Source organism: Streptomyces lucensis JCM 4490 (assembly GCF_014650035.1).
Lineage (GTDB): Bacteria > Actinomycetota > Actinomycetes > Streptomycetales > Streptomycetaceae > Streptomyces > Streptomyces lucensis.
In genome coordinates, this window is the sequence record NZ_BMUE01000002.1 from 710,219 (window position 1) to 728,972 (window position 18,754).

The 18,754-nt window shown below is 71.8% G+C and carries 18 protein-coding genes and 1 other RNA gene; 12 read left to right on the plus strand and 7 right to left on the minus strand.

The features are described from left to right. The first annotated feature begins 96 nt into the window (after positions 1-96). Complete coding sequence (locus tag IE177_RS07345) at positions 97-1,665, plus strand: alpha-L-arabinofuranosidase B (RefSeq protein ID WP_190013920.1); 1,569 nt, start codon at positions 97-99, stop codon at positions 1,663-1,665. Here IE177_RS07345 and IE177_RS07350 read toward each other — a convergent pair. After that, positions 1,643-2,920 (minus strand): sensor histidine kinase, encoded by a 1,278-nt coding sequence (locus tag IE177_RS07350; RefSeq protein WP_190013921.1) that lies wholly within the window; start codon positions 2,918-2,920, stop codon positions 1,643-1,645. The genes IE177_RS07345 and IE177_RS07350 overlap by 23 nt on opposite strands. 285 nt (positions 2,921-3,205) lie before the next feature. Between IE177_RS07350 and chsH3 the strand changes: the two genes are divergently transcribed. Next, a complete protein-coding gene (chsH3, locus tag IE177_RS07355) occupies positions 3,206-4,063 on the plus strand; it encodes an enoyl-CoA hydratase ChsH3 (RefSeq protein ID WP_190013922.1) in 858 nt (285 codons plus the stop codon). Between the two features lie 147 nt (positions 4,064-4,210). Here chsH3 and IE177_RS07360 read toward each other — a convergent pair whose 3' ends face one another. Next, positions 4,211-4,369 (minus strand): hypothetical protein, encoded by a 159-nt coding sequence (locus IE177_RS07360; RefSeq protein ID WP_190013923.1) that lies wholly within the window; start codon positions 4,367-4,369, stop codon positions 4,211-4,213. A gap of 96 nt (positions 4,370-4,465) precedes the next feature. Beyond that, positions 4,466-5,776 (minus strand): hypothetical protein, encoded by a 1,311-nt coding sequence (locus tag IE177_RS07365; RefSeq protein WP_190013924.1) that lies wholly within the window; start codon positions 5,774-5,776, stop codon positions 4,466-4,468. A 187-nt stretch (positions 5,777-5,963) separates the two neighbouring features. Between IE177_RS07365 and IE177_RS07370 the strand changes: the two genes are divergently transcribed. From IE177_RS07370 to IE177_RS07380, 3 genes are read left to right on the plus strand one after another with little or no spacing between them, the layout of a single operon-like run. Beyond that, a complete protein-coding gene (locus IE177_RS07370; protein ID WP_190013925.1) occupies positions 5,964-6,821 on the plus strand; it encodes a Nif3-like dinuclear metal center hexameric protein in 858 nt (285 codons plus the stop codon). Beyond that, on the plus strand, positions 6,818-7,561 hold the full coding sequence (locus IE177_RS07375) for a zinc ribbon domain-containing protein (protein ID WP_190014142.1): 744 nt from the start codon (positions 6,818-6,820) through the stop codon (positions 7,559-7,561). Before IE177_RS07370 ends, IE177_RS07375 begins: the two co-directional genes overlap by 4 nt. A 20-nt stretch (positions 7,562-7,581) precedes the next feature. After that, on the plus strand, positions 7,582-8,859 hold the full coding sequence (locus tag IE177_RS07380) for a bifunctional RNase H/acid phosphatase (protein ID WP_190013926.1): 1,278 nt from the start codon (positions 7,582-7,584) through the stop codon (positions 8,857-8,859). Here the strand turns inward: IE177_RS07380 and eda are convergent. After that, the gene (gene eda / locus IE177_RS07385; RefSeq protein ID WP_190013927.1) at positions 8,831-9,529 is read right to left on the minus strand and encodes a bifunctional 4-hydroxy-2-oxoglutarate aldolase/2-dehydro-3-deoxy-phosphogluconate aldolase; all 699 of its coding nucleotides are present in this window, start codon (positions 9,527-9,529) and stop codon (positions 8,831-8,833) included. The genes IE177_RS07380 and eda overlap by 29 nt on opposite strands. Positions 9,530-9,714: 185 nt before the next feature. Beyond that, the gene (yaaA, locus tag IE177_RS07390) at positions 9,715-10,497 is read right to left on the minus strand and encodes a peroxide stress protein YaaA (RefSeq protein ID WP_190013928.1); all 783 of its coding nucleotides are present in this window, start codon (positions 10,495-10,497) and stop codon (positions 9,715-9,717) included. 74 nt (positions 10,498-10,571) lie between these two features. Between yaaA and IE177_RS07395 the strand changes: the two genes are divergently transcribed. The 3 genes from IE177_RS07395 (at position 10,572) to rnpB (ending at position 13,165) form a co-directional block, all read left to right on the plus strand. Beyond that, positions 10,572-12,014: an RNB domain-containing ribonuclease gene (locus IE177_RS07395; protein WP_190013929.1), complete on the plus strand. Its 1,443-nt coding sequence runs from the start codon at positions 10,572-10,574 to the stop codon at positions 12,012-12,014. A 106-nt stretch (positions 12,015-12,120) separates the two neighbouring features. Continuing rightward, on the plus strand, positions 12,121-12,699 hold the full coding sequence (locus IE177_RS07400) for a Uma2 family endonuclease (protein WP_190013930.1): 579 nt from the start codon (positions 12,121-12,123) through the stop codon (positions 12,697-12,699). Between the two features lie 62 nt (positions 12,700-12,761). After that, positions 12,762-13,165, plus strand: an RNA gene (gene rnpB / locus IE177_RS07405) — RNase P RNA component class A. Between the two features lie 366 nt (positions 13,166-13,531). Here rnpB and IE177_RS07410 read toward each other — a convergent pair. Next, entirely contained in the window at positions 13,532-13,669 is a 138-nt protein-coding gene (locus IE177_RS07410) for a hypothetical protein (protein ID WP_190014157.1), read from the minus strand. A gap of 255 nt (positions 13,670-13,924) precedes the next feature. Between IE177_RS07410 and IE177_RS07415 the strand changes: the two genes are divergently transcribed. The 4 genes from IE177_RS07415 (at position 13,925) to IE177_RS07430 (ending at position 17,675) form a co-directional block, all read left to right on the plus strand. Then, the gene (locus IE177_RS07415; protein WP_229815924.1) at positions 13,925-14,764 is read left to right on the plus strand and encodes a hypothetical protein; all 840 of its coding nucleotides are present in this window, start codon (positions 13,925-13,927) and stop codon (positions 14,762-14,764) included. Between the two features lie 60 nt (positions 14,765-14,824). Continuing rightward, on the plus strand, positions 14,825-16,102 hold the full coding sequence (locus IE177_RS07420) for a NucA/NucB deoxyribonuclease domain-containing protein (RefSeq protein ID WP_190013931.1): 1,278 nt from the start codon (positions 14,825-14,827) through the stop codon (positions 16,100-16,102). Positions 16,103-16,121: 19 nt separating this feature from the next. Then, complete coding sequence (locus tag IE177_RS07425; protein WP_190013932.1) at positions 16,122-16,655, plus strand: hypothetical protein; 534 nt, start codon at positions 16,122-16,124, stop codon at positions 16,653-16,655. Positions 16,656-16,943: 288 nt separating this feature from the next. Further along, the gene (locus IE177_RS07430) at positions 16,944-17,675 is read left to right on the plus strand and encodes a DUF7873 family protein (RefSeq protein ID WP_190013933.1); all 732 of its coding nucleotides are present in this window, start codon (positions 16,944-16,946) and stop codon (positions 17,673-17,675) included. 521 nt (positions 17,676-18,196) lie between these two features. Here the strand turns inward: IE177_RS07430 and IE177_RS07435 are convergent. Continuing rightward, the gene (locus IE177_RS07435) at positions 18,197-18,751 is read right to left on the minus strand and encodes a DoxX family membrane protein (protein WP_190013934.1); all 555 of its coding nucleotides are present in this window, start codon (positions 18,749-18,751) and stop codon (positions 18,197-18,199) included. Between the last annotated feature and the right edge of the window lie 3 nt (positions 18,752-18,754).

Below are 18,754 nucleotides of genomic sequence, written 5' to 3' on the forward strand. Positions count from 1 at the left end.
ATCGAACGGCGTCCGAAATACCGGCCATGAGGCCGGGTGTCACGGCTCACCAGCAACGGAACCCGCACTGCCCCCACAACCCAGCGAGGTGCACCCGTGCTCACCAGACTCCCGCGCTCCTTTCCCCGGCCCCTGAGAAAGGCGGCTCTGTCCGTCCTCGCCGTCTGCGCCGCCCTCGCCGCGCTGCTGCTCGGCACCGGCGCACCGCGGGCCACCGCCGCCGGTTCGCTGCCCTGTGACGTCTACGGCGCCGCCGGCACCCCCTGCGTCGCCGCGCACAGCCTCGTCCGGGCGCTGTACTCCTCCTACGACGGCCCGCTGTACCAGGTGCAGCGAGCCAGGGACGGTGCGAAGACGAACATCGGCCTGCTGACCGCAGGCGGATACGCCGACGCGGCCGCGCAGGACTCCTTCTGCTCCGGTACGACCTGCATCGTCACCGAGATCCACGACCAGTCCCCGCGCCACAACGACCTCACGATCGAGGGCGCGGGCGGCGCCGGCGCGGCCGACGTCGGAGCACCCGCGGACGCGCTGCCGGTGACCGTCGGCGGGCACCAGGTCTACGGCCTGGAGATATCCGCCGGCATGGGCTACCGGGACAACTCCACCTCGGGCGTCGCCGTGAACGGACAGGCCGAGGGAATGTACATGGTGACCTCCGGCACCCACGTCAACAACCGCTGCTGCTTCGACTACGGCAACGCCGAGACCAACAACATGGACACCGGCAACGGCCACATGGACGCCATCAACTTCGGTACCGAATGCTGGTTCGCGCCGTGCTACGGACAGGGACCATGGGTTCAGGCCGACCTGGAGAACGGGCTGTTCCAGTCCGACGCCGGGTACAGCAGGAACACCTCCGACACCGGCACCGGACCGCTGCCGTTCGTGACCGCGCTGCTGAAGAACAACGGGCAGAACCATTTCGCGCTGAAATACGGCAACGCGCAGTCCGGCGGGCTGACCACCACCTATTCCGGCGGTGAGCCGACCGCCGGCGGCTACTCGCCCATGCACCAGGAGGGCGCGATCGTCCTCGGCACCGGCGGCGACAACAGCAACGGATCCATCGGCTCCTTCTTCGAGGGCGTCATGACCTCCGGCATACCGACGGACGCCGCCGACAACGCCGTCCAGACCAACATCGTCTCCGCCGGGTACGGCGGCCCGACCGGCAGCACCGGCACCCTGAACCCGGGCTCGGAGATCTCCCTGCGGGCCACGACCTCCTGCTGCGGCACCGACTACGTCCGCCACCAGAAGGACGCCGCCGTCATCTCCCCGGTGACGTCCGGCAGTCCGTCCCTGGACAAGAACGACGCCACCTGGATCGTGCGCCGGGGACTCGCCGACAGCTCCTGCGTCTCCTTCGAGTCGCGCAACTACCCCGGTGACTTCCTGCGCCACTACGACTACCGGATCCACCGGCAGCCGATGGACGGCACCGCCCAGTTCCGGGCCGACGCCACCTTCTGCCCGGGGACCGGCAAGAGCGGCACCGGCACCTCGTTCGCCTCGTACAACTACCCGGCGCGATACCTGCGCCACTACGACCACACGCTCTACATAGCGGGCAACGGCGGCTCCCACGACTTCGACAGCACCACCTCGTGGGCCGCCGACGTCAGCTGGGCGGTCAGCTCTCCCTGGGCGCCGTAACCGCCCCGACGGCGGCCGGTTCCGCCGGCTCCACCGGGAGCTCGGCGGTGACCGCGAAGCCGCCGCGCGGCGACGGGCCGGCCCTGAGGGAGCCGCCCGCCGCCGCGAGACGCTCCGTCAGGCCCGTCAGCCCGGTGCCGCCGATGCCCTCGGCGGGCCGGGTGGCGGCCCGGCCGGTGCCGTTGTCGGTGACGGTGAGCCGCACGTGCTCGGCGGTGCTGCCTATGGTGATCTCGCAGCGGGAGGCGTCGCTGTGCCGGACCACGTTGGTGACCGCCTCGCGCACCACCCAGCCGAGCAACGCCTCGGTGTCCGGGGCGAGCGGCGTACCCGACCGGCGCACCACCGGCTCCACGCTCGCCGCGGACAGCGCCGACCGGGCGCGGGTCAGCTCGGTGGCCAGGCTGCCCTCCCGGTAGCCGGTCACCGCCTCCCGGATCTCGGTCAGCGCCTGCCGGCCCACCGACTCGATGTCGCCGATCTGGGTGAGCGCCGCGTCCATGTCGCGCGGGGCCAGCCGCCGGGCCGCCTCGGACTTCACCACGATCACCGACAGGGTGTGGCCGAGCAGGTCGTGCAGGTCGCGGGAGAAGCGCAGCCGCTCCTTCTCCACCGCCTGCCGGGCCAGCTCCTCCCGGGCGGCGCGCAGTTCCCGCACGGCCTCGGAGAGGCCGAGGATCGCGGCGGTCACCATGCTGGACAGGAAGGTGGCGTAGGCGATGTTCGTGGCGTCCCCCCACTCGTCGCGGACGCCGGAGACGGCGCCCGCGTACACCGCGAGCAGCACGCCGACGCGGCCGAGCCACGGGCCCCGCAGGGTGGCGCCCGCCGCGAGCCCCAGCAGCGGGAAGAACATCAGCCAGCTGCCGCCGTACCCGAGACCCAGGCCCGTGGTCAGCAGCCCCATGAGCAGCAGGGCCACCCGGGTGGACGCCGACTCGCGCTTGCCACGGTCGAAGGAGCGGAAGGTGACGTAGATGTACAGGGAGTTGAAGGTGAACAGGCCCAGCCCGCCGATCCACGGGTTCGGGGTCTCGCCCTGGAGCAGGTTGGAGAAGGACCCCATGCCCATCATCAGCCAGGGCAGCAGGGCGAAGCCGGTGGGCGGCGGCCCCGGGTTGCCGACGGCCGGATCCCCGCCGTTCTTCCGGGCGGCCCGCTGTGCGGCCCGGAAGCGCTCCATGTCCGCACGCCAGCGCGACCGCGCCTCGCGCAGTTCCCGCAGCCGGCCTCTTGTCCGCGCACACCACGACATCTCTCTCGTCCCCCGATCAGATGGTCCCGCCCGACGGCGGTACGACAGCACAGCGTACGAACCGGACGCCCGCCCCCGGCAGGCCCGCGTGTACGGACTCCGGCAGGACGAATGTCACGGGTACCGGCCCGGCGCGTCGTCAGGACGCTTCACAGGCCATGAGCGCTCGGCTATACAGAGGGCACCGGACTGGAACGCGTTCCAGTCCGGCCCGTGACGACTCCGGTGCGGCCGACGGTGCGGACGGCCGCACCGGGGTCTCGAACAACCCGGGTCAGGAGCTCCATGCCCATCGACGCAGCCAAGGCCCTCGCCGCCGGGCCCCGCTCCGGCGAGATCGCCTGGACCGCCACGGACGTGCAGCTGTACCACCTCGGCATCGGCGCCGGTGTCCCCGCCACCGACCCCGGCGAGCTGCGCTACACCCTGGAGTCCCGGCTGCACGTCCTGCCGAGCTTCGCCACCGTCGCCGGCGCCGGCTCACCGGGCGTCATCGGCGCGCTGTCCATGCCGGGCATCGAGGCCGATCTGGCCCGCGTCCTGCACGGCGGCCAGTCGCTGACGGTCCACCGCCCGATCCCGGTGCGGGGCGCCGCCACCGCCACCTCCCGCGTCACCGGCGTGTACGACAAGGGCACGGCGGCCGTCGTCGTGCTGCGCACCGACGTCGCCGACGCCGACGGCCCGCTGTGGACCGACGACGCCCGGATCTTCCTGCGCGGCGAGGGCGGTTGGGGCGGCGACCGCGGCCCCTCCGTCCGCCCCGACCCGCCCCGGGGCGAGCCCGACCGCACCGTCGACCGGCCGACCCGCGAGGACCAGGCCCTCCTCTACCGCCTCACCGGCGACCGGAACCCGCTGCACGCCGATCCCGCGTTCGCCGAGGCCGCCGGGTTCGAACGGCCCGTCCTGCACGGCCTGTGCACCTACGGCATCACGCTCAAGGCGGTCGTGGACACGCTGCTCGGCGGGGACGTGAGCCGGGTGCGGTCGTACACCACGCGGTTCGCGGGCGTCGTGTACCCGGGGGAGACCCTGCGGGTCCGCATGTGGCGGCGGGAAGGCGCCGTCCGGGTGGCCGTGAGCGCCGTCGACCGGGACGAGGCTCCCGTCCTCGCCGACACCGTCGTCGCGCACGCCTGATGCCGCCCGTCACCGGAGGGGACGGCCCCGAGGCGGGACCGGGCCGCGGCGCAACGGCGGAGGGGGTCCCCGTCATGACGACGGGAACCCCCTCTCCTTCCGGACCGTCAGGTCCCCTTTCGGACCATCAGCTCCTCTTCCGAACCGTCAGGCAGCCGCCTCGGCCGTCTCCTCCGCCGGCTTGCGGTGCCGGCCGTGCGGAGCCGTCTCGCTCTCCTGGGCCGCGAGCGGCCCCCGGTGCCGGCCGTGGCCGGTGTCCTCGCGAGAGTCGGCGGACAACTGCTCCATCGTGCTGGTGTCGCTCATCGGACGTACTCACCCCGTCAACATGATCTTTCGTACAGCCGAGCGAGTCTAACCGGCACACCAAGGGCCGAATCCAGGCGCACACGCCGACGGGCGTTACTTCGTTACAAGACCTCCCAGAGGCGCCTGTTGAAGTGGTACGGGACGGGCGGCCACCGGTTCCGGAGGGTCCGTTTCCGTCGCCTGCCGGGACGCGCCGGGCGGCCCGGCGGCCGCGCCGTCCCGGACCGGTCCCTGCGGACCCACCTCCGCCCGGCCCTCCGGACGTGCCGCGTCCGCCGCCTCCAGCTGCCCGGCCCCGGCTCCCCGGCCCCTCGTCCCACTCCGGGGCGCCGTCAGCTCCGCCACGCCGCACGGGACGTCCCCCGTGGCGTACGGCAGCCGCAGCACCCCGTCCCGGGTCAACAGCCCGGCCCCCCGCAACCACCCCTCGGGCGCCGGAAGATGGCACATCAGCCGCTCGGCCGGTCGCCAGACGCCCAGCCAGGTGCCGAACGCCCCGTCGACACGCAGCGCCACCGCACAGCTCTCCGGCATCAGCATCTGCTCCGGCTGGACCGCGAACGGCGTCACCGTGCAGTCCGGCACCCGCAGGCACTCCGGGAAGCGCACCGGCAGCGTGCTGCCGAGCACACCCCAGCCCACCCGCGGCCGCCCCGGCGAAGGCGCGTCGGAGGAGATCAGCAGCAGCCCGCTGTCGCGATCGGCGAGCAGCAACCGGTCGTCGCTGTCCTCGGCGATCTGCAGCAGGGGCGTCACCTCCCCGCGCTCCAGGTCCACCACGACCGTCTTGGTCCGCCCGCCCAGCTCCCGGTCCAGCGCCAGCATCCGCCCGGCGCCGTCCAGCCACACCCCGCCCGAGCAGAGCCCCGGCACCTCGGCCAGCCGCTCCGGACCCGACGCCCCGCCCGCCACCAGCCACACCACGCTGGAGCGCGGGCCGACGGTCAGGGCGTACGCCCGCGCGCCCCCCGGCGCCGGAGGCAGCAGCGTGAGCCGGGTGCCGGGTTCCGGGCACTCCACCGCGCCCAGCGGCAGCTCGCCGGTGCCGGGCCCGGTCGGGTAGAGCAGCGCGAAGGCGTGCCGCCGCTCCACCAGTCGGTGGATCAGCACCCGGCCGTCGCCCATGGGCTGCACCTCGGTGCCGGGCTCCTCCGGCTGGTGGCCGGGCAGCGGCACCGCGTACGGCTCCGGACCGTCCAGCGTCCAGCGCTCGGGGAACCAGGAGTCGCCGTCCAGGGCGAGCCGGGCCGCGTACGCGCCGTCCGCCGTGAGGACACACCCCGCCACCGGCACACAGCCGCCCGCACCGGTCGTACCGCCGGCACCGGGCGTACGGCTCGCACCGGGCGCACCGGATGTGTCGGACGTGCCGGTCGAAGGGGGTTCGATCGCACAGACCGTCATGGTTCGGTCACCTCCGGCGACGAAGCTAGTTTTCGCACGCACAGGCGGGGGACCGGCCCTCGGCCGCTTCACACATACGTGTGGCGCAGAAGCGATTCACCTGAGGAAACCGGGACGTCTGTGCTGACCGGGAAGACAGCGGGCGGATGCGGTACAGCCCCGCCCAACAGCCAGGTAGCCTTTTCCCGTGCCCCGTCTGTCTGAAGTCATCGCCGCGCTGGAGAACCTGTGGCCCGCCGAGCGGGCCGAGTCCTGGGACGCGGTCGGCACGGTCGTGGGCGACCCCGACCAGGACGTCACCCGGGTGCTGTTCGCCGTCGACCCCGTCAAGGAGACCGTCGAGGAGGCGGTGAAGCTCGGCGCCGACCTGCTGGTCACCCACCACCCGCTCTACCTGCGGGGGACGACCACGGTCGCGGCCTCCACCTTCAAGGGCCGCGTCGTGCACACGCTCATCAAGAACGACATCGCGCTGCACGTCGCCCACACCAACGCCGACACCGCCGACCCCGGCGTCTCCGACGCCCTCGCCGGCGCGCTCGACCTGCGCGTCGTGCGTCCCCTGGTGCCGGACCCGACCGACCCCGGCGGCTGCCGGGGCCTGGGCCGGGTCTGCGAACTCGACCACCCCCTCACCGTCCGTGAGCTGGCCGCCCGGGTCGCCGAGCGGCTGCCCGCCACCGCCCAGGGCATCCGCGTGGCCGGCGACCCGGACGCCGTGGTCCGCACCATCGCCGTCAGCGGCGGTTCCGGCGACAGCCTCTTCGACCAGGTCCGCGAGGCCGGCGTCGATGCCTTCCTCACCGCCGACCTGCGCCACCACCCGGCCTCCGAGGCGGTCGCCCACAGTCCGATCGCGCTGCTCGACGCGGCGCACTGGGCCACCGAGTGGCCCTGGTGCGAGCTGGCCGCAGCCCAGCTCGACGAGATCTCCGACCGCCACGGCTGGGACCTCCGGGTCCACGTCTCGAAGACGGTCACCGACCCCTGGACCGCCCACGCGGCGTCCACCGTCACCACTAGCCAATTGGGAGCCCCCAACTGAACGCCGCGCCCGCCGACCAGATCCGACTCCTCGACGTCCAGGCCCTCGACGTCCGCCTGCAGCAGCTCGCGCACAAGCGGAAGTCCCTGCCCGAGCACGCCGAGATCGAGTCGCTGAACAAGGACCTCACGCAGCTGCGCGACCTGCTGGTGGCCGCGCAGACCGAGGAGAGCGACACCGCCCGCGAGCAGACCAAGGCCGAGCAGGACGTGGACCAGGTGCGCCAGCGTGCCGCCCGCGACCAGCAGCGTCTGGACTCCGGCGCGGTCACCTCGCCCAAGGACCTGTCCAACCTCCAGCACGAGATCGCCTCCCTCGCCAAGCGGCAGGGCGACCTGGAGGACGTCGTCCTCGAGGTCATGGAGCGCCGCGAGTCCGCGCAGGAGCGGGTGACCGAGCTGACCGAGCGGGTCTCCTCGGTGCAGTCGAAGATCGACGACGCGACCGGCCGCCGGGACGCCGCGTTCCAGGAGATCGACGGCGAGGCCGCCTCCGTCACCAAGGAGCGGGAGGTCGTCGCCGCCTCCGTCCCCGCCGACCTGCTCAAGCTGTACGACAAGCTGCGCGGGCAGCAGGGCGGCATCGGCGCGGCCAAGCTGCACGCCCGCACCTGCCAGGGCTGCCGTCAGGAACTGGCCATCACCGAGCTGAACGAGATCCGCTCGGCTGCCCCGGACACGGTGGTCCGCTGCGAGAACTGCCGCCGCATCCTGGTGCGCACGGCCGAGTCGGGCCTGTAAGGGCGTCGGGGGCGTCGGGCGTGCGGGAGTTCATCGTCGAGGCCGACGGCGGTTCCCGGGGCAACCCGGGGCCCGCGGGCTACGGGGCCGTGGTCAGCGACGCGGCGACGGGGGAGACCCTGGCGGAGGCCGCCGAGTACATCGGCGTCGCCACGAACAACGTGGCCGAGTACCGCGGCCTCCTCGCCGGCCTGCGCGCCGCCCACACCCTGGACCCCACCGCGGCGGTCCACGTCCGGATGGACTCCAAGCTCGTCATCGAGCAGATGTCGGGCCGCTGGAAGATCAAGCACCCCGACATGAAGCCACTGGCGGCCGAGGCTAGGACGGTCCTCCCCCCGGACCAGGTCACCTACGAGTGGATCCCCCGCGCCCGGAACACCCACGCCGACCGCCTGGCCAACGAGGCGATGGACGCGGGCGCAAAGGGCGAACAATGGACCCCCGCCGCCACCGCGGCTGCGGGCAGCCGTGCCCCCGTAGCTGCGGGCAGTCGTGCCGCTGGGGCGGCACGGGTGGGCGCAGCGGCACCTCCCAGCGAGCAGCGCCCCACCACCCCGGACGAGCAGCGCCCCACCACCCCCGGTGAGGACCACCCTCCCACCCCCAGCGGAACGACCCCGCAGACCCCCAGCGAGCAGCGCCCCGGCTGGGGCGCCGCCCCCGACCTCGGCGCCCCCGCCACCCTCGTCCTCCTCCGCCACGGCGAAACCCCCCTCACCCCCCAGAAACGCTTCTCCGGCAGCGGCGGCACCAACCCCTCCCTCTCCGACGCGGGCCGCGAGCAGGCCCACCGCGTGGCCGAGGCCCTGGCCCGCCGCGGCACCGTCCAGGCCGTCGTCGCCTCCCCCCTCGCCCGCACCCGCGAGACCGCCGGCATCGTCGCCGCCCGCCTGGGCCTGGACGTGTCCGTCGACGACGGCCTCCGGGAGACGGACTTCGGCGCATGGGAGGGCCTGACCTTCGGCGAGGTCCACGACCGCTACCCGGACGACCTCGGCGCCTGGCTCGCCGACCCGGAGGCGCACCCCACCGGCGGCGGCGAGAGCTTCGCGGAGACGGCCATCCGGATCGCCGCCACCCGCGACAAGCTGGTCGCGGCCCACGCGGGCCGCACGGTCCTGCTGGTCACGCACGTCACGCCGATCAAGACCTTCGTCCGCCTCGCCCTCGGAGCCCCGCCCAAGTCGCTGTTCCGTATGGAGCTCGCGGCGGCCTCCCTGTCGGCGGTGGCGTACTACGCGGACGGCAACGCGAGCGTCCGGCTGTTCAACGACACGTCCCACCTGCGCCCCTGAGCCCGGCGGCGGTTCGCGCCAGCTCCTCGACCCGGGCCCAGTCCCCGACGGCCACGGCATCCGCCGGCACCATCCAACTGCCGCCCACGCAGCCGACGTTGGGCAGGGCGAGATACTCCGGCGCGGTCGCCGGGCCGATCCCGCCGGTCGGGCAGAAGCGAGCCTGGGGCAACGGGCCCGCCAGCGACCTCAGGTAGGCGGTGCCGCCCGCCGCCTGAGCCGGGAAGAACTTCATCTCCCGCACCCCGTGCTCCAGCAGCGCGACGACCTCCGAGGCCGTTGACACCCCGGGCAGGAACGGCACCCCGGACCCGCGCATCGCCTCCAGCAGCCCCCCGGTCCACCCCGGGCTGACCAGGAACCGCGCCCCGGCCGCCACGCAGGCCCCCGCCTGTTCCGGCGTGATCACGGTCCCGGCCCCGACCACCGCCCCCGGCACCTCGCCGGCGATCGCCCGGATCGCCTCCAGTGCGGCCGGGGTCCGCAGCGTCACCTCGATAGCGGGCAGCCCGCCCGCCACCAGGGCCCGCGCCAGGGGCACGGCGGCGGCCACGTCGGAGACGACGACCACAGGCACGACGGGCGCGAACTCCAGCACCGACTCGCCGGACCCGCCGGACCCGCCGGACCCGCCGGAACCGGCCGAGGACGAGCGCGGCGGCGAGGACATGCCCTCATCGTGCTCAGCGGCGCCCCACACCGCAACGACCGTTGCACACAGCGCAACGACGGAGATCGGGCTCGGAGCACCGGCCCGACTGACCGCTGGTGCACCTCCCGCTGGTGCACCTCCCGCTGGTGCACCTCCCGCTGGTGCACCTCCCGCTGGTGCACCTCCCGCTGGTGGACCTCCCGCTAGTGGACCTCCTCCACCAGCACGTCGAGAGCCCACCCCTTGCCCGCCCTGCCCGGTGCCTCCGCCTCCACGACGTAACCCAGCTCCCGCAGCACCTCCACCAGCGCGGCCGGGTCCTTCGGCGCGGCTCCCGCGGTCAGCAGGCTCCGCACCATCCGTCCCTTGGTCGCCTTGTTGAAGTGGCTGACGACCTTCCGGGTCGGCGCGTGCAGCACCCGTACGGTCGCCGTGCGCTCCGCGACCTCGCCCTTGGGCTTCCAGGCCGCCGCGTACGCCGCGGACCGCAGATCCAGCACCAGACCGTCCCCGGCCGCCTCGGGCAGCACCTCGGCCATCGGAGCCCGCCAGTGCCCGGCCAGCGCTCCGAGCGCGGGCAGCTTCACGCCCATCGAACAGCGGTAGGAGGGGATCCGGTCCGTCACCCGCACGGCGCCCCACAGCCCCGAGAAGACCAGCAGCGTCCTCGCCGCGCGCCGCCTGGCCGCCGCGTCCAGCGTGGCCAGGTCGAGGGCGTCGTAGAGGACACCGGTGTAGATCTCCCCGGCGGGACGGGCGCCGGCCGTCGGCAGCCCGGCGTTCTTCGCGACCTCGCCGCGCAGCCCCTCGCTCAGCCCGAGCACCTCGCGCGCCTTCTCCTCGTCGCCCGCGCACAGCTCGACCAGCTCGCCGAGCACCGCCTCGCGCGCGGCGGTGAGCCCTGGCAGGGACAGCGACCCGATGTCCAGCGGGGCGCCCCCGCCCGCGCTCGCCTTGCCTTCCGAGGGCGGCAGCAGGACCAGCAACACGTACTCCTCACGTAGACCTCCGCGACAGCGTACGGCGTGCCGCCCACCCGGCCCCGACCTACGCTCGTCACATGCCCCGCCGCAAGATCCGCGTGACCGGCGCCCCTCAGGCCCACCTCCGGGCCGCGCTCGCCGCACTGCGTACCTCGCTCGGCATCCCCGAGGACTTCCCGCCCGAGGTGCGGCAGGAGGCCGAGCGCGCGGCCAGGGGACCCATGCCGCCGTCGTACGACGCCACGGACATCCCCTTCTTCACCCTCGACCCGCCCGCCTCCGCCGACCTCGACCAGGCGATGCACCTGTCCCGGCGGGGCACCGGATACCGGGTCCGCCACGCCGTCGCCGACGTCGCCGCCTTCGTCGTGCCCGGCGGTGCCCTGGACGCGGAGACGCACCGGCGGGTGAGCACGCTCTACTTCCCGGACGGCAGGATCCCGCTGCACCCCACCGTGATCGGCGACGACGCGGCCGGCCTGCTGCCGGGGCGGACCCGCCCGGCCGTGCTGTGGACGATCGACCTGGACGCGGAGGGCCGGACCGTCGACGTCGACGTGCGACGGGCCCTCGTCCGCAGCCGGGCCGGACTCGACCACGCCTCAGTGCAGGAGCACATCGACGCCGGTACGGCCGAGGAACCCGTAGCCCTGCTCAAGGAGATCGGCACGGCACGGGAGCGGCTGGAGCTGGAGCGCGGCGGCATCTCCCTGAACGTTCCCGAACAGGAGATCACCGAGCAGGAGCACGGCTACGTGCTGAGCTACCGCGCCCCGCGGCCCGCCGAGAACTGGAACGCCCAGCTGTCCCTGCTCACCGGCATAGCGGCGGCCGAGCTGATGCTCGCCCACGGCACCGGCATCCTGCGCACCCTGCCCGCCGCCCCCGACGGCGCCGTGGCCCGCCTGCGCCGCACCGCGACCGCCCTGCGCATCGACTGGCCGCACCACGTCTCCTACGCGACCCTGATCCGCACCCTCGACCCGCACGACCCCCGGCACGCGGCCTTCCTCCAGGAGTGCACGACACTCCTGCGCGGAGCCCGCTACACCCCCTTCCGCGCCGGCGTACGGCCCGCGATCACCACGCACGCCGCCGTCGCCGCCCCCTACACCCACTGCACCGCCCCGCTGCGCCGCCTGGCCGACCGCTACGCCTCGGAGATCTGTCTGGCGGCCGTCGCCGACCGGCCCCCGCCCGGCTGGGTCCTGACCGCCCTCGACGCGCTGCCCGGCCAGATGTCCGAAGGGTCCCGGCGCGCGGGCACGGTCGAACGGGAATGCGTCGACATCGTCGAGGCGGCCCTGCTGGCGGACCGGGTCGGGGAGGTCTTCGACGGCTGTGTGGTGGACCTGGACGAGCACCGGCCGACCGCCGGGACCGTGCAGCTGGAGTCCCCGGCGGTCAGCGGCCGGGTCGAGGGCGAGCGGCTGCCGCTCGGCGAACGCCTGCCGGTACGCCTCACCCGGGCGGACCCCGGGGCGGCGAAGATCCTCTTCACCGCGCTCGCCGGCGCCTGACGAAGGCCGTGCCCCTGTGCCACGATCGAGCTGACGGTTCCCGATTTCCAGGACAGGTGATCTTGGGATGTCCCAGTCTGGCGACCGACCGAAGGAGGGGCGTGACATGACCGCCGTGGCGCATGAGCCCACAACGCCGGCCGAGGGCCTGCTGGACATCTTCCTGTCCCTCGACACCCCGGAGGGTTTCCGGGCCGAACTGATCGAGGGGCAGATCGTCGTGACACCGCCGCCGGACGGGGACCACGAGGACTACATCAACCGGATCATGAAGCAGGTGATCCGACGGTCGATGACCGACATGGATTTCTCGGGCAACAAAGGCCTGAAGCTGAGGAGCGGTGGCGCCTGCCCGAAGAACCACGTGATCCCGGACGGCACCTTCGCCCCCGCGGCCGCGCGCCTGTACCGGGGAGCCGACCCGTGGATGCCCTGCGACGGCGTCGCGATGGTGCTGGAGGTGACGTCCAGCAAGCCGGAGGCCGACCGAGAGGCCAAACGCCGCTGCTACGCCCGCGGGGCCATCCCCCTCTACCTGCTGGTCGACCGTGAGACCTCCATGGTGACGCTGTTCAGCGAGCCCGAGAAGGACGACTACCTGAGGCTGGTCCGGCGGTCCTTCGGAGACCCGTTGTCCCTCCCCGAGCCGTTCGCCCTCGACCTGGACACCGCGGACTTCCTCTGACCGCGGGACGACGGGCGGAATCGGGCGCCCCGCGCGCCCGGTACCATGGTCCACACGGCAGACGAGCCGGGCGGGCGGCCGCGTGGAGTCCCTTCGGGGGCTTCCCGAGGAACGTCCGGGCTCCACAGGGCAGGGTGGTGGCTAACGGCCACCCGGGGTGACCCGCGGGACAGTGCCACAGAAAGCAGACCGCCGGGGGCTCCGGCCCTCGGTAAGGGTGAAACGGTGGTGTAAGAGACCACCAGTGCCCAGGGTGACCTGGGCAGCTAGGTAAACCCCACCCGGAGCAAGGTCAAAAGGAGCGCCGTCAAAAGCGCTCTGCGCGGACGTTCGAGGGCTGCCCGCCCGAGTCCGCGGGTAGACCGCACGAGGCCGGTGGCAACACCGGCCCTAGATGGATGGCCGTCGCCCCAGGGCCCGCGAGGACCCCGGGGAACAGAACCCGGCGTACAGCCCGACTCGTCTGCCGCTAACTGCGGCTTTGCCTTGGATAGGGCTTCTGACCTGCGTCGGAGGCCCTGGGGGGCACAGCGACATCCCTCCCGGTCGACAGCATGCTGGGCTTCACCCTCCTGATGATGGCCGGAGATCAACGGCGCGCGTTCATCTCGAAACGAGGCCCCCCGAACCTTCGAAGACTCTTCGCTAGCGCGGGGTGGGGCCGGTGTCCACCGGGGCACCGGCCCCACCCCGTTGTGACGGGCTCGGGCAAACCGCCCGGTCTGGTCAGCGGACGAACTCGACCATGATGGTCGCCGTGCCGGGCCTATGTCGGGCGTCGCCCGCGTAGGTGACCGTGTACTGGGGGTACGGGTTCCAGTCAAGTGGGGTGTCACACCCCGCCCGCCAATGCGAGCCCGCCCAGTGCAGCCTGCAGCATCCTGTACAACGACCGCATCACGTTCTCGGCGATGACCTGCAGCGAACCAGGTGAGCCGATGATCGGAGGCTTTGCCACCTGGCGCAACATACCGATCACCTTCGATCAGGCCGACACCGGCTCCGCGACTGTGCAGGTGGCCAACTACCTGCGGGTCACGCCCAACACCTCGAGTAGCCCAGTTGGGCCCAACATCGAGATCGGCTTATACGCCAAGGAAGACGGGGAGGACCACCCACAGCTACGGGCCGCGCTGGTCAGAGCTGACCACCAGTGGCGGCCGTACGAAGGTCATCACGGCCGGGGTCCACCCGGAACAAGCCGGACAAGCGTAACCACACTTACATGACGGTCCGCCAGGACCATGGCAAACAGTGGGACGTCCTGTACGACTTCAACAAGGTCGGGTCCACCACCAGCCAGCTCAAGGTAGTGGGCGGTGCCACCAACCGCATCGACGTCGGGCTCGAGGTGACCGGCCCCAAGTACGTCCACGTGCCATCGATCGCGGACCGCATGCAGTTCATGACCGGCAACAAGGTCTGGGAGAAGGTAGCCACGCGCAATGTGGCCAAGTCCATCACTCTCCCCGCGTGCAGCACGAGCCACAAGCCGCCCACCTGCTTCACCACCAAGCTGGCTGACAGCTCGAACTTCACGCAGTGGACGGTGAGCAAGCCACGCCGACAGGCCGCCGCCCTCCCCCCGCCGACCATAGCGAGCAGCGGCCAGCCCGGCACCTTCAACGGCGTGGACCAGCAGGCCCTGCAAACCTGCCTGGACGACGACCCCGACGCCTGTCTGACCAGCGTGTCCGGCCTGGCCGAGTGCGTCACTACCGTTCGGATCTGCAACGCCGCCGCCCTGTCTGCCGACGGCAACACCGACGACACCCCTACCGACGCCGACGTATCGACCGCCGACATCCGCGACCAAGCCGCAGCCACCTTCGACGTTCCCGCCGACGCCCTTGCCGTCAATCCGCCGGCCCTGCCGACCGGCCGGCAGATCAGCCGTCCGGCTGCCGACAACAGCGGTGAGGCCGCCTGGACAGTGACCTCCACCCACTCAACCCCCGGGCTGCAGCACACCGACCAGCGCTTCGACGGCTTCACCGCCCGCTACTCCGCACGCACTGGCGAACTGCTGGACGCCTGCTGGGGCGATCTGTGCGACGCCTCATGAGCGCCGTCACCCGCATCTGCCGACGCCCCTCGCCCTCGCCCGCACGCAAGGAGCCTCCAGGTGAACACCCGTAGCCCGCTGGCCCGTCTGGCACGCGGCGCCGTCACAGCCACCGCCCTGGCCCTGCTCACCGCGGCCACCGCTGCCGCTCACCCAGCCCCGGCCGCAGATGCAGTGGACCCAGGTTCGGCCCTGTTCGTCGACGCCGCTGCCGTTCCCGCAGAGCAGCTGCGCGCATTCGATCAGCCCATTCCGCTTGCCGACTACCTGCGCACGCACGGCTCGACCACCCTGGCACGGCCGACGGCCGGCGACCCGAGTCCACCCGACGATGACCTCAAGCAGCAGTGCGCCAGCCATGCCGCCCAGGCCAAGACGACCGTCGGCTGGACCAAATCCCGCTTCGAAAGCTGCCAGAAGCGCCCGTACGATCTGGTCCTACGCGACACCAGAGGCACTACCACCATCGGCCGCCTCTGGTTCGACCAGTGGATCCTGGGCTTCTCCTACGACGGCAGCCGCCGCGTCGACTACATCGCGAGCATCGAGAACATACGCGTCCAGCCCATCCCCACCGAAGACGCCACCAAATGGCGCCTCGGCCAGCACTTCCGCTCCAGCATCAGCGCCTCCACCAGCGACCCGGACCCCCAAGTGACCGAGCCGCAGACCAAGGAACGCGACGAACTGCTAGGCGAGTGGGATCGCAACCCGCAGTGGACTCTCACCTACACCTCCCCAGACAAGGGACCTCTGTTCGATCAGGGCAACCTGCAGCGCGTGAACTCCACCGTGACCATGGACCTGACCGCCAGCTCTCCCAACGCCGCCCCCTTCACCGGAGGGGTCGACAACTACCACTCCAACGTCCGCTACGACTACGCCGGAAAGTCCGCGGGCAAGCACAAGGGCACCGTCTTCACCTCCGCCCGGGTCGAGCTCGTCATGAGTCGGAAAGACCCAGCCGTCAACGAGAGTGCCCTGCACATCTATGACGCCCTACACCGACCCGAGCGCACCTTCCCCTCCTGGCCCGGCAAGACGATCCCAGGAACGAAGGAACCCCTGCACCGCGACTCCAAAAAGGTCGACGACAACCGCAAGAGGTCCATCCAGGAATGCAAAAAGGTCTGGAGAGACTACTCCGGCACCGGCCTACAGTGCGACGAGTATCCTTTCGCCTCCACCAAGGAGGGTTCCACCAAGGGTGACAACCGTTTCTCCGTCCGACTGATCGACGGCACGGACAACCGTAAGGGCGGGGAGCGGCTCAATGAGATGTACACCCTCAACCGTGTGCTGGACGGCGATCCCTTCTACCTGAAGATCACCGACTAGCAGGAAGGCTCTACCGACCATGGCGCTTCTCGCCGAGCACCACGTCACCGCGACCCCCGGCCGCTGCGTCGTGGAGGTCTACGACGCAGACGCCCTCCTCGGCGACGAAGCCGCCCTGGACGCCGCGGAAGTACAGGTGGCAGCAGGAAACGGCTACCACCTGTACTTCGTCAGTCTGCAACCCGACATCCCCGTCCAGGTCACCATCCGCATCTGGGACACGCCTCCCAGCCCGCCAGCTGACGCGGAAGGCCATGTCGACATCAGCATCGAGTCCGAAACGGGAATTCTCGTCGTCGGCCAACTCGACCGTGGGCCCGCCGACGAAGTAACCCTGCCGCGCCCCGGTGTCTACGAGGGGCACACATGGTGGACCAACCGGCAGGCAACCGCCGACTACTACAACACCACCCTCGAGAGGCTCACCGACGACGCTTCCGACGACTGGCTGACCGAGGCCTGGAACAACTGCCCCGTCACAGAACACTACGTTCTGGACCTGGCCTACAGCAGAGAAGCAGAACCCGTTGATGACGAAGACATTCGGGCGTAGCGGAGGGCGGAGAACACCCTGGCGGCGACCGCGGAGCAGAGGATGGTTCCCGCGGCCACCTGCGGGGGGTGCGGTCATGCAGAGCGACGTGTGACCAGCCGCCCCGCGACGGGGGAGTACCCGGCGTACAGCCCGACTCGTCTGCCCCGCAGCTTCGCCGGGCCGGACCGGCATCGGTGATCCGGCGGTCGCGCGCGACGGCGTCCTCGGGGTGTGGCGGGCGATAAAGGAAGTGCGGGCGTTCGAGCCGCTGCGGTACGTTCCTGCCTGTTCGAAGGGGGACCCGAAGTGGCGAAGCTGAACCAGATCATCGCTGTCGAGAAGGGTGTCAAGAGCAAGTCGCTCCAGGACATCACCGCCGCGCACCACAAGGTGCAGAAGCCCGCTCTGCTGGCCGGCATCTCGCGCACGTACCAGCCGAAGGACGAGGAGGGCGAGCAGCTGCCGCCCGAGTCCACGCGGGTGCAGGTGCAGGCCGAGGACGTGCTGCGGGAGATGTCCGCGTCGCTCACCCGGCTCTTCGACGTGACCGCCACCAAGGACTGGGCGAACTGCACGGCCCGTGCGGACGTCACGGTCGACGGCCGCACGATCGTGGCCGACGTCCCGGTCAGCTACCTCCTCTTCCTGGAGAAGCAGCTCACCGACCTGCACACCTTCGTCAGGAAGCTGCCCACGCTCGACGCCGCGGAGTCCTGGTCGCCCGACCCGTCCACGGACTGGTGGAAGACGGACCCGGTCCGCACGATCCGCACCAAGAAGGTCCCGCGCAACCACGTCAAGGCGGAGGCGACCGAGAAGCACCCGGCGCAGGTCGAGGTGTACTACGAGGACGTGCCCATCGGGTACTGGACGACCGTGAAGTTCTCCGGCGCGCTCCCGGCGCGGCGGGTGAACGAGCTGGTGGAGCGGATCGAGAAGCTCCAGCAGGCGGTGAAGTTCGCCCGTGAGGAGGCCAACGGCGCCGAGGTCACCGACCAGCGGGTCGGGGACGCGGTGTTCGGCTACCTGTTCGGCTGACACCGGCCCACAGGCGGCATCCATGATCGCCCCCGCGTGCGAGCGCGGGGGTGCGCGAAGGGCGCGGGCCGGATTGAGGACCGGTTCGCGCGATGAGCGCAAGCTGACACTGAAGTTCAGCCTGAAAAACGCGGTGACAGTGAAGGTTCGAGTCCTTCCCCCGGCACAGCACCATCCACGGGCCGGGGTAGCCCAACATGGCAGAGGCAGCCGCGGTCAATCTCAGACTCTCGCTCCAGTCTCAGCATCGCCGCCGATCGCCGGATCGACCGGGGACGGACGAACGCCGTCGGATGCGAGTTCGACTCTCGCCTGCACCTCTCACGCGGTGCGGTAGTTCAAAGGAAGAACACGACGGCATGATGACTGATCCGTCCTCTTAAACGCCGCCGGCGTGCGCAATTGGGTGGCATCCCCAGGGGCCCGGGAGCTGGATACGACTCCCGGGCTCCGCCACGTCCCGCCGTCCCGGTCGGAGCCCCGCCATGAGTGGATTCGGACCCAGGGCGCCGACCACCCGGCTACTCCTCGAACTCCTCGAACAACGCGCCCTGTTCCCCCTCCTTCTGCGCCCGCAGCCGCTTGTTGCGCAGGCCCACGACCACCGCCGTCGCCGCGGCCGTGACGCCCAGCGCCGTCGGCACCATCCAGCCGCGGTCGAGTACGTGGCCCATGGCGTGGTCCAGGGAGAGACGGCCGGGCCCGGTGATCGCCAGGCCGGCCGCGGCCAGGCCCAGGGACGCCGCGTGCTCGTAGCCGCCCTCCTGGGCGAAGAAGCCGTTGGGCATGTGGACCGCCGACGCTCCGGCCATCGCACCCGCCGCCGCGGCGCCGGCCGCCGGGGTCGCCAGGCCCATCGCCAGCAGGACGCCGCCGCCCGCCTCCGCCAGGCCCGCCGCCGTGGCGCTCGCCTTGCCGGGCGCGTAGCCGACGGACTCCATGAACTGGCCGGTGCCCTCCAGCCCGTGCCCGCCGAACCAGCCGAACAGCTTCTGCGCGCCGTGCGCGGCCAGCACCCCGCCGGTCCCCAGCCGGAGCAGCAGCAGGCCCACATCACGTCGGTCGTAACAGGTCACGGT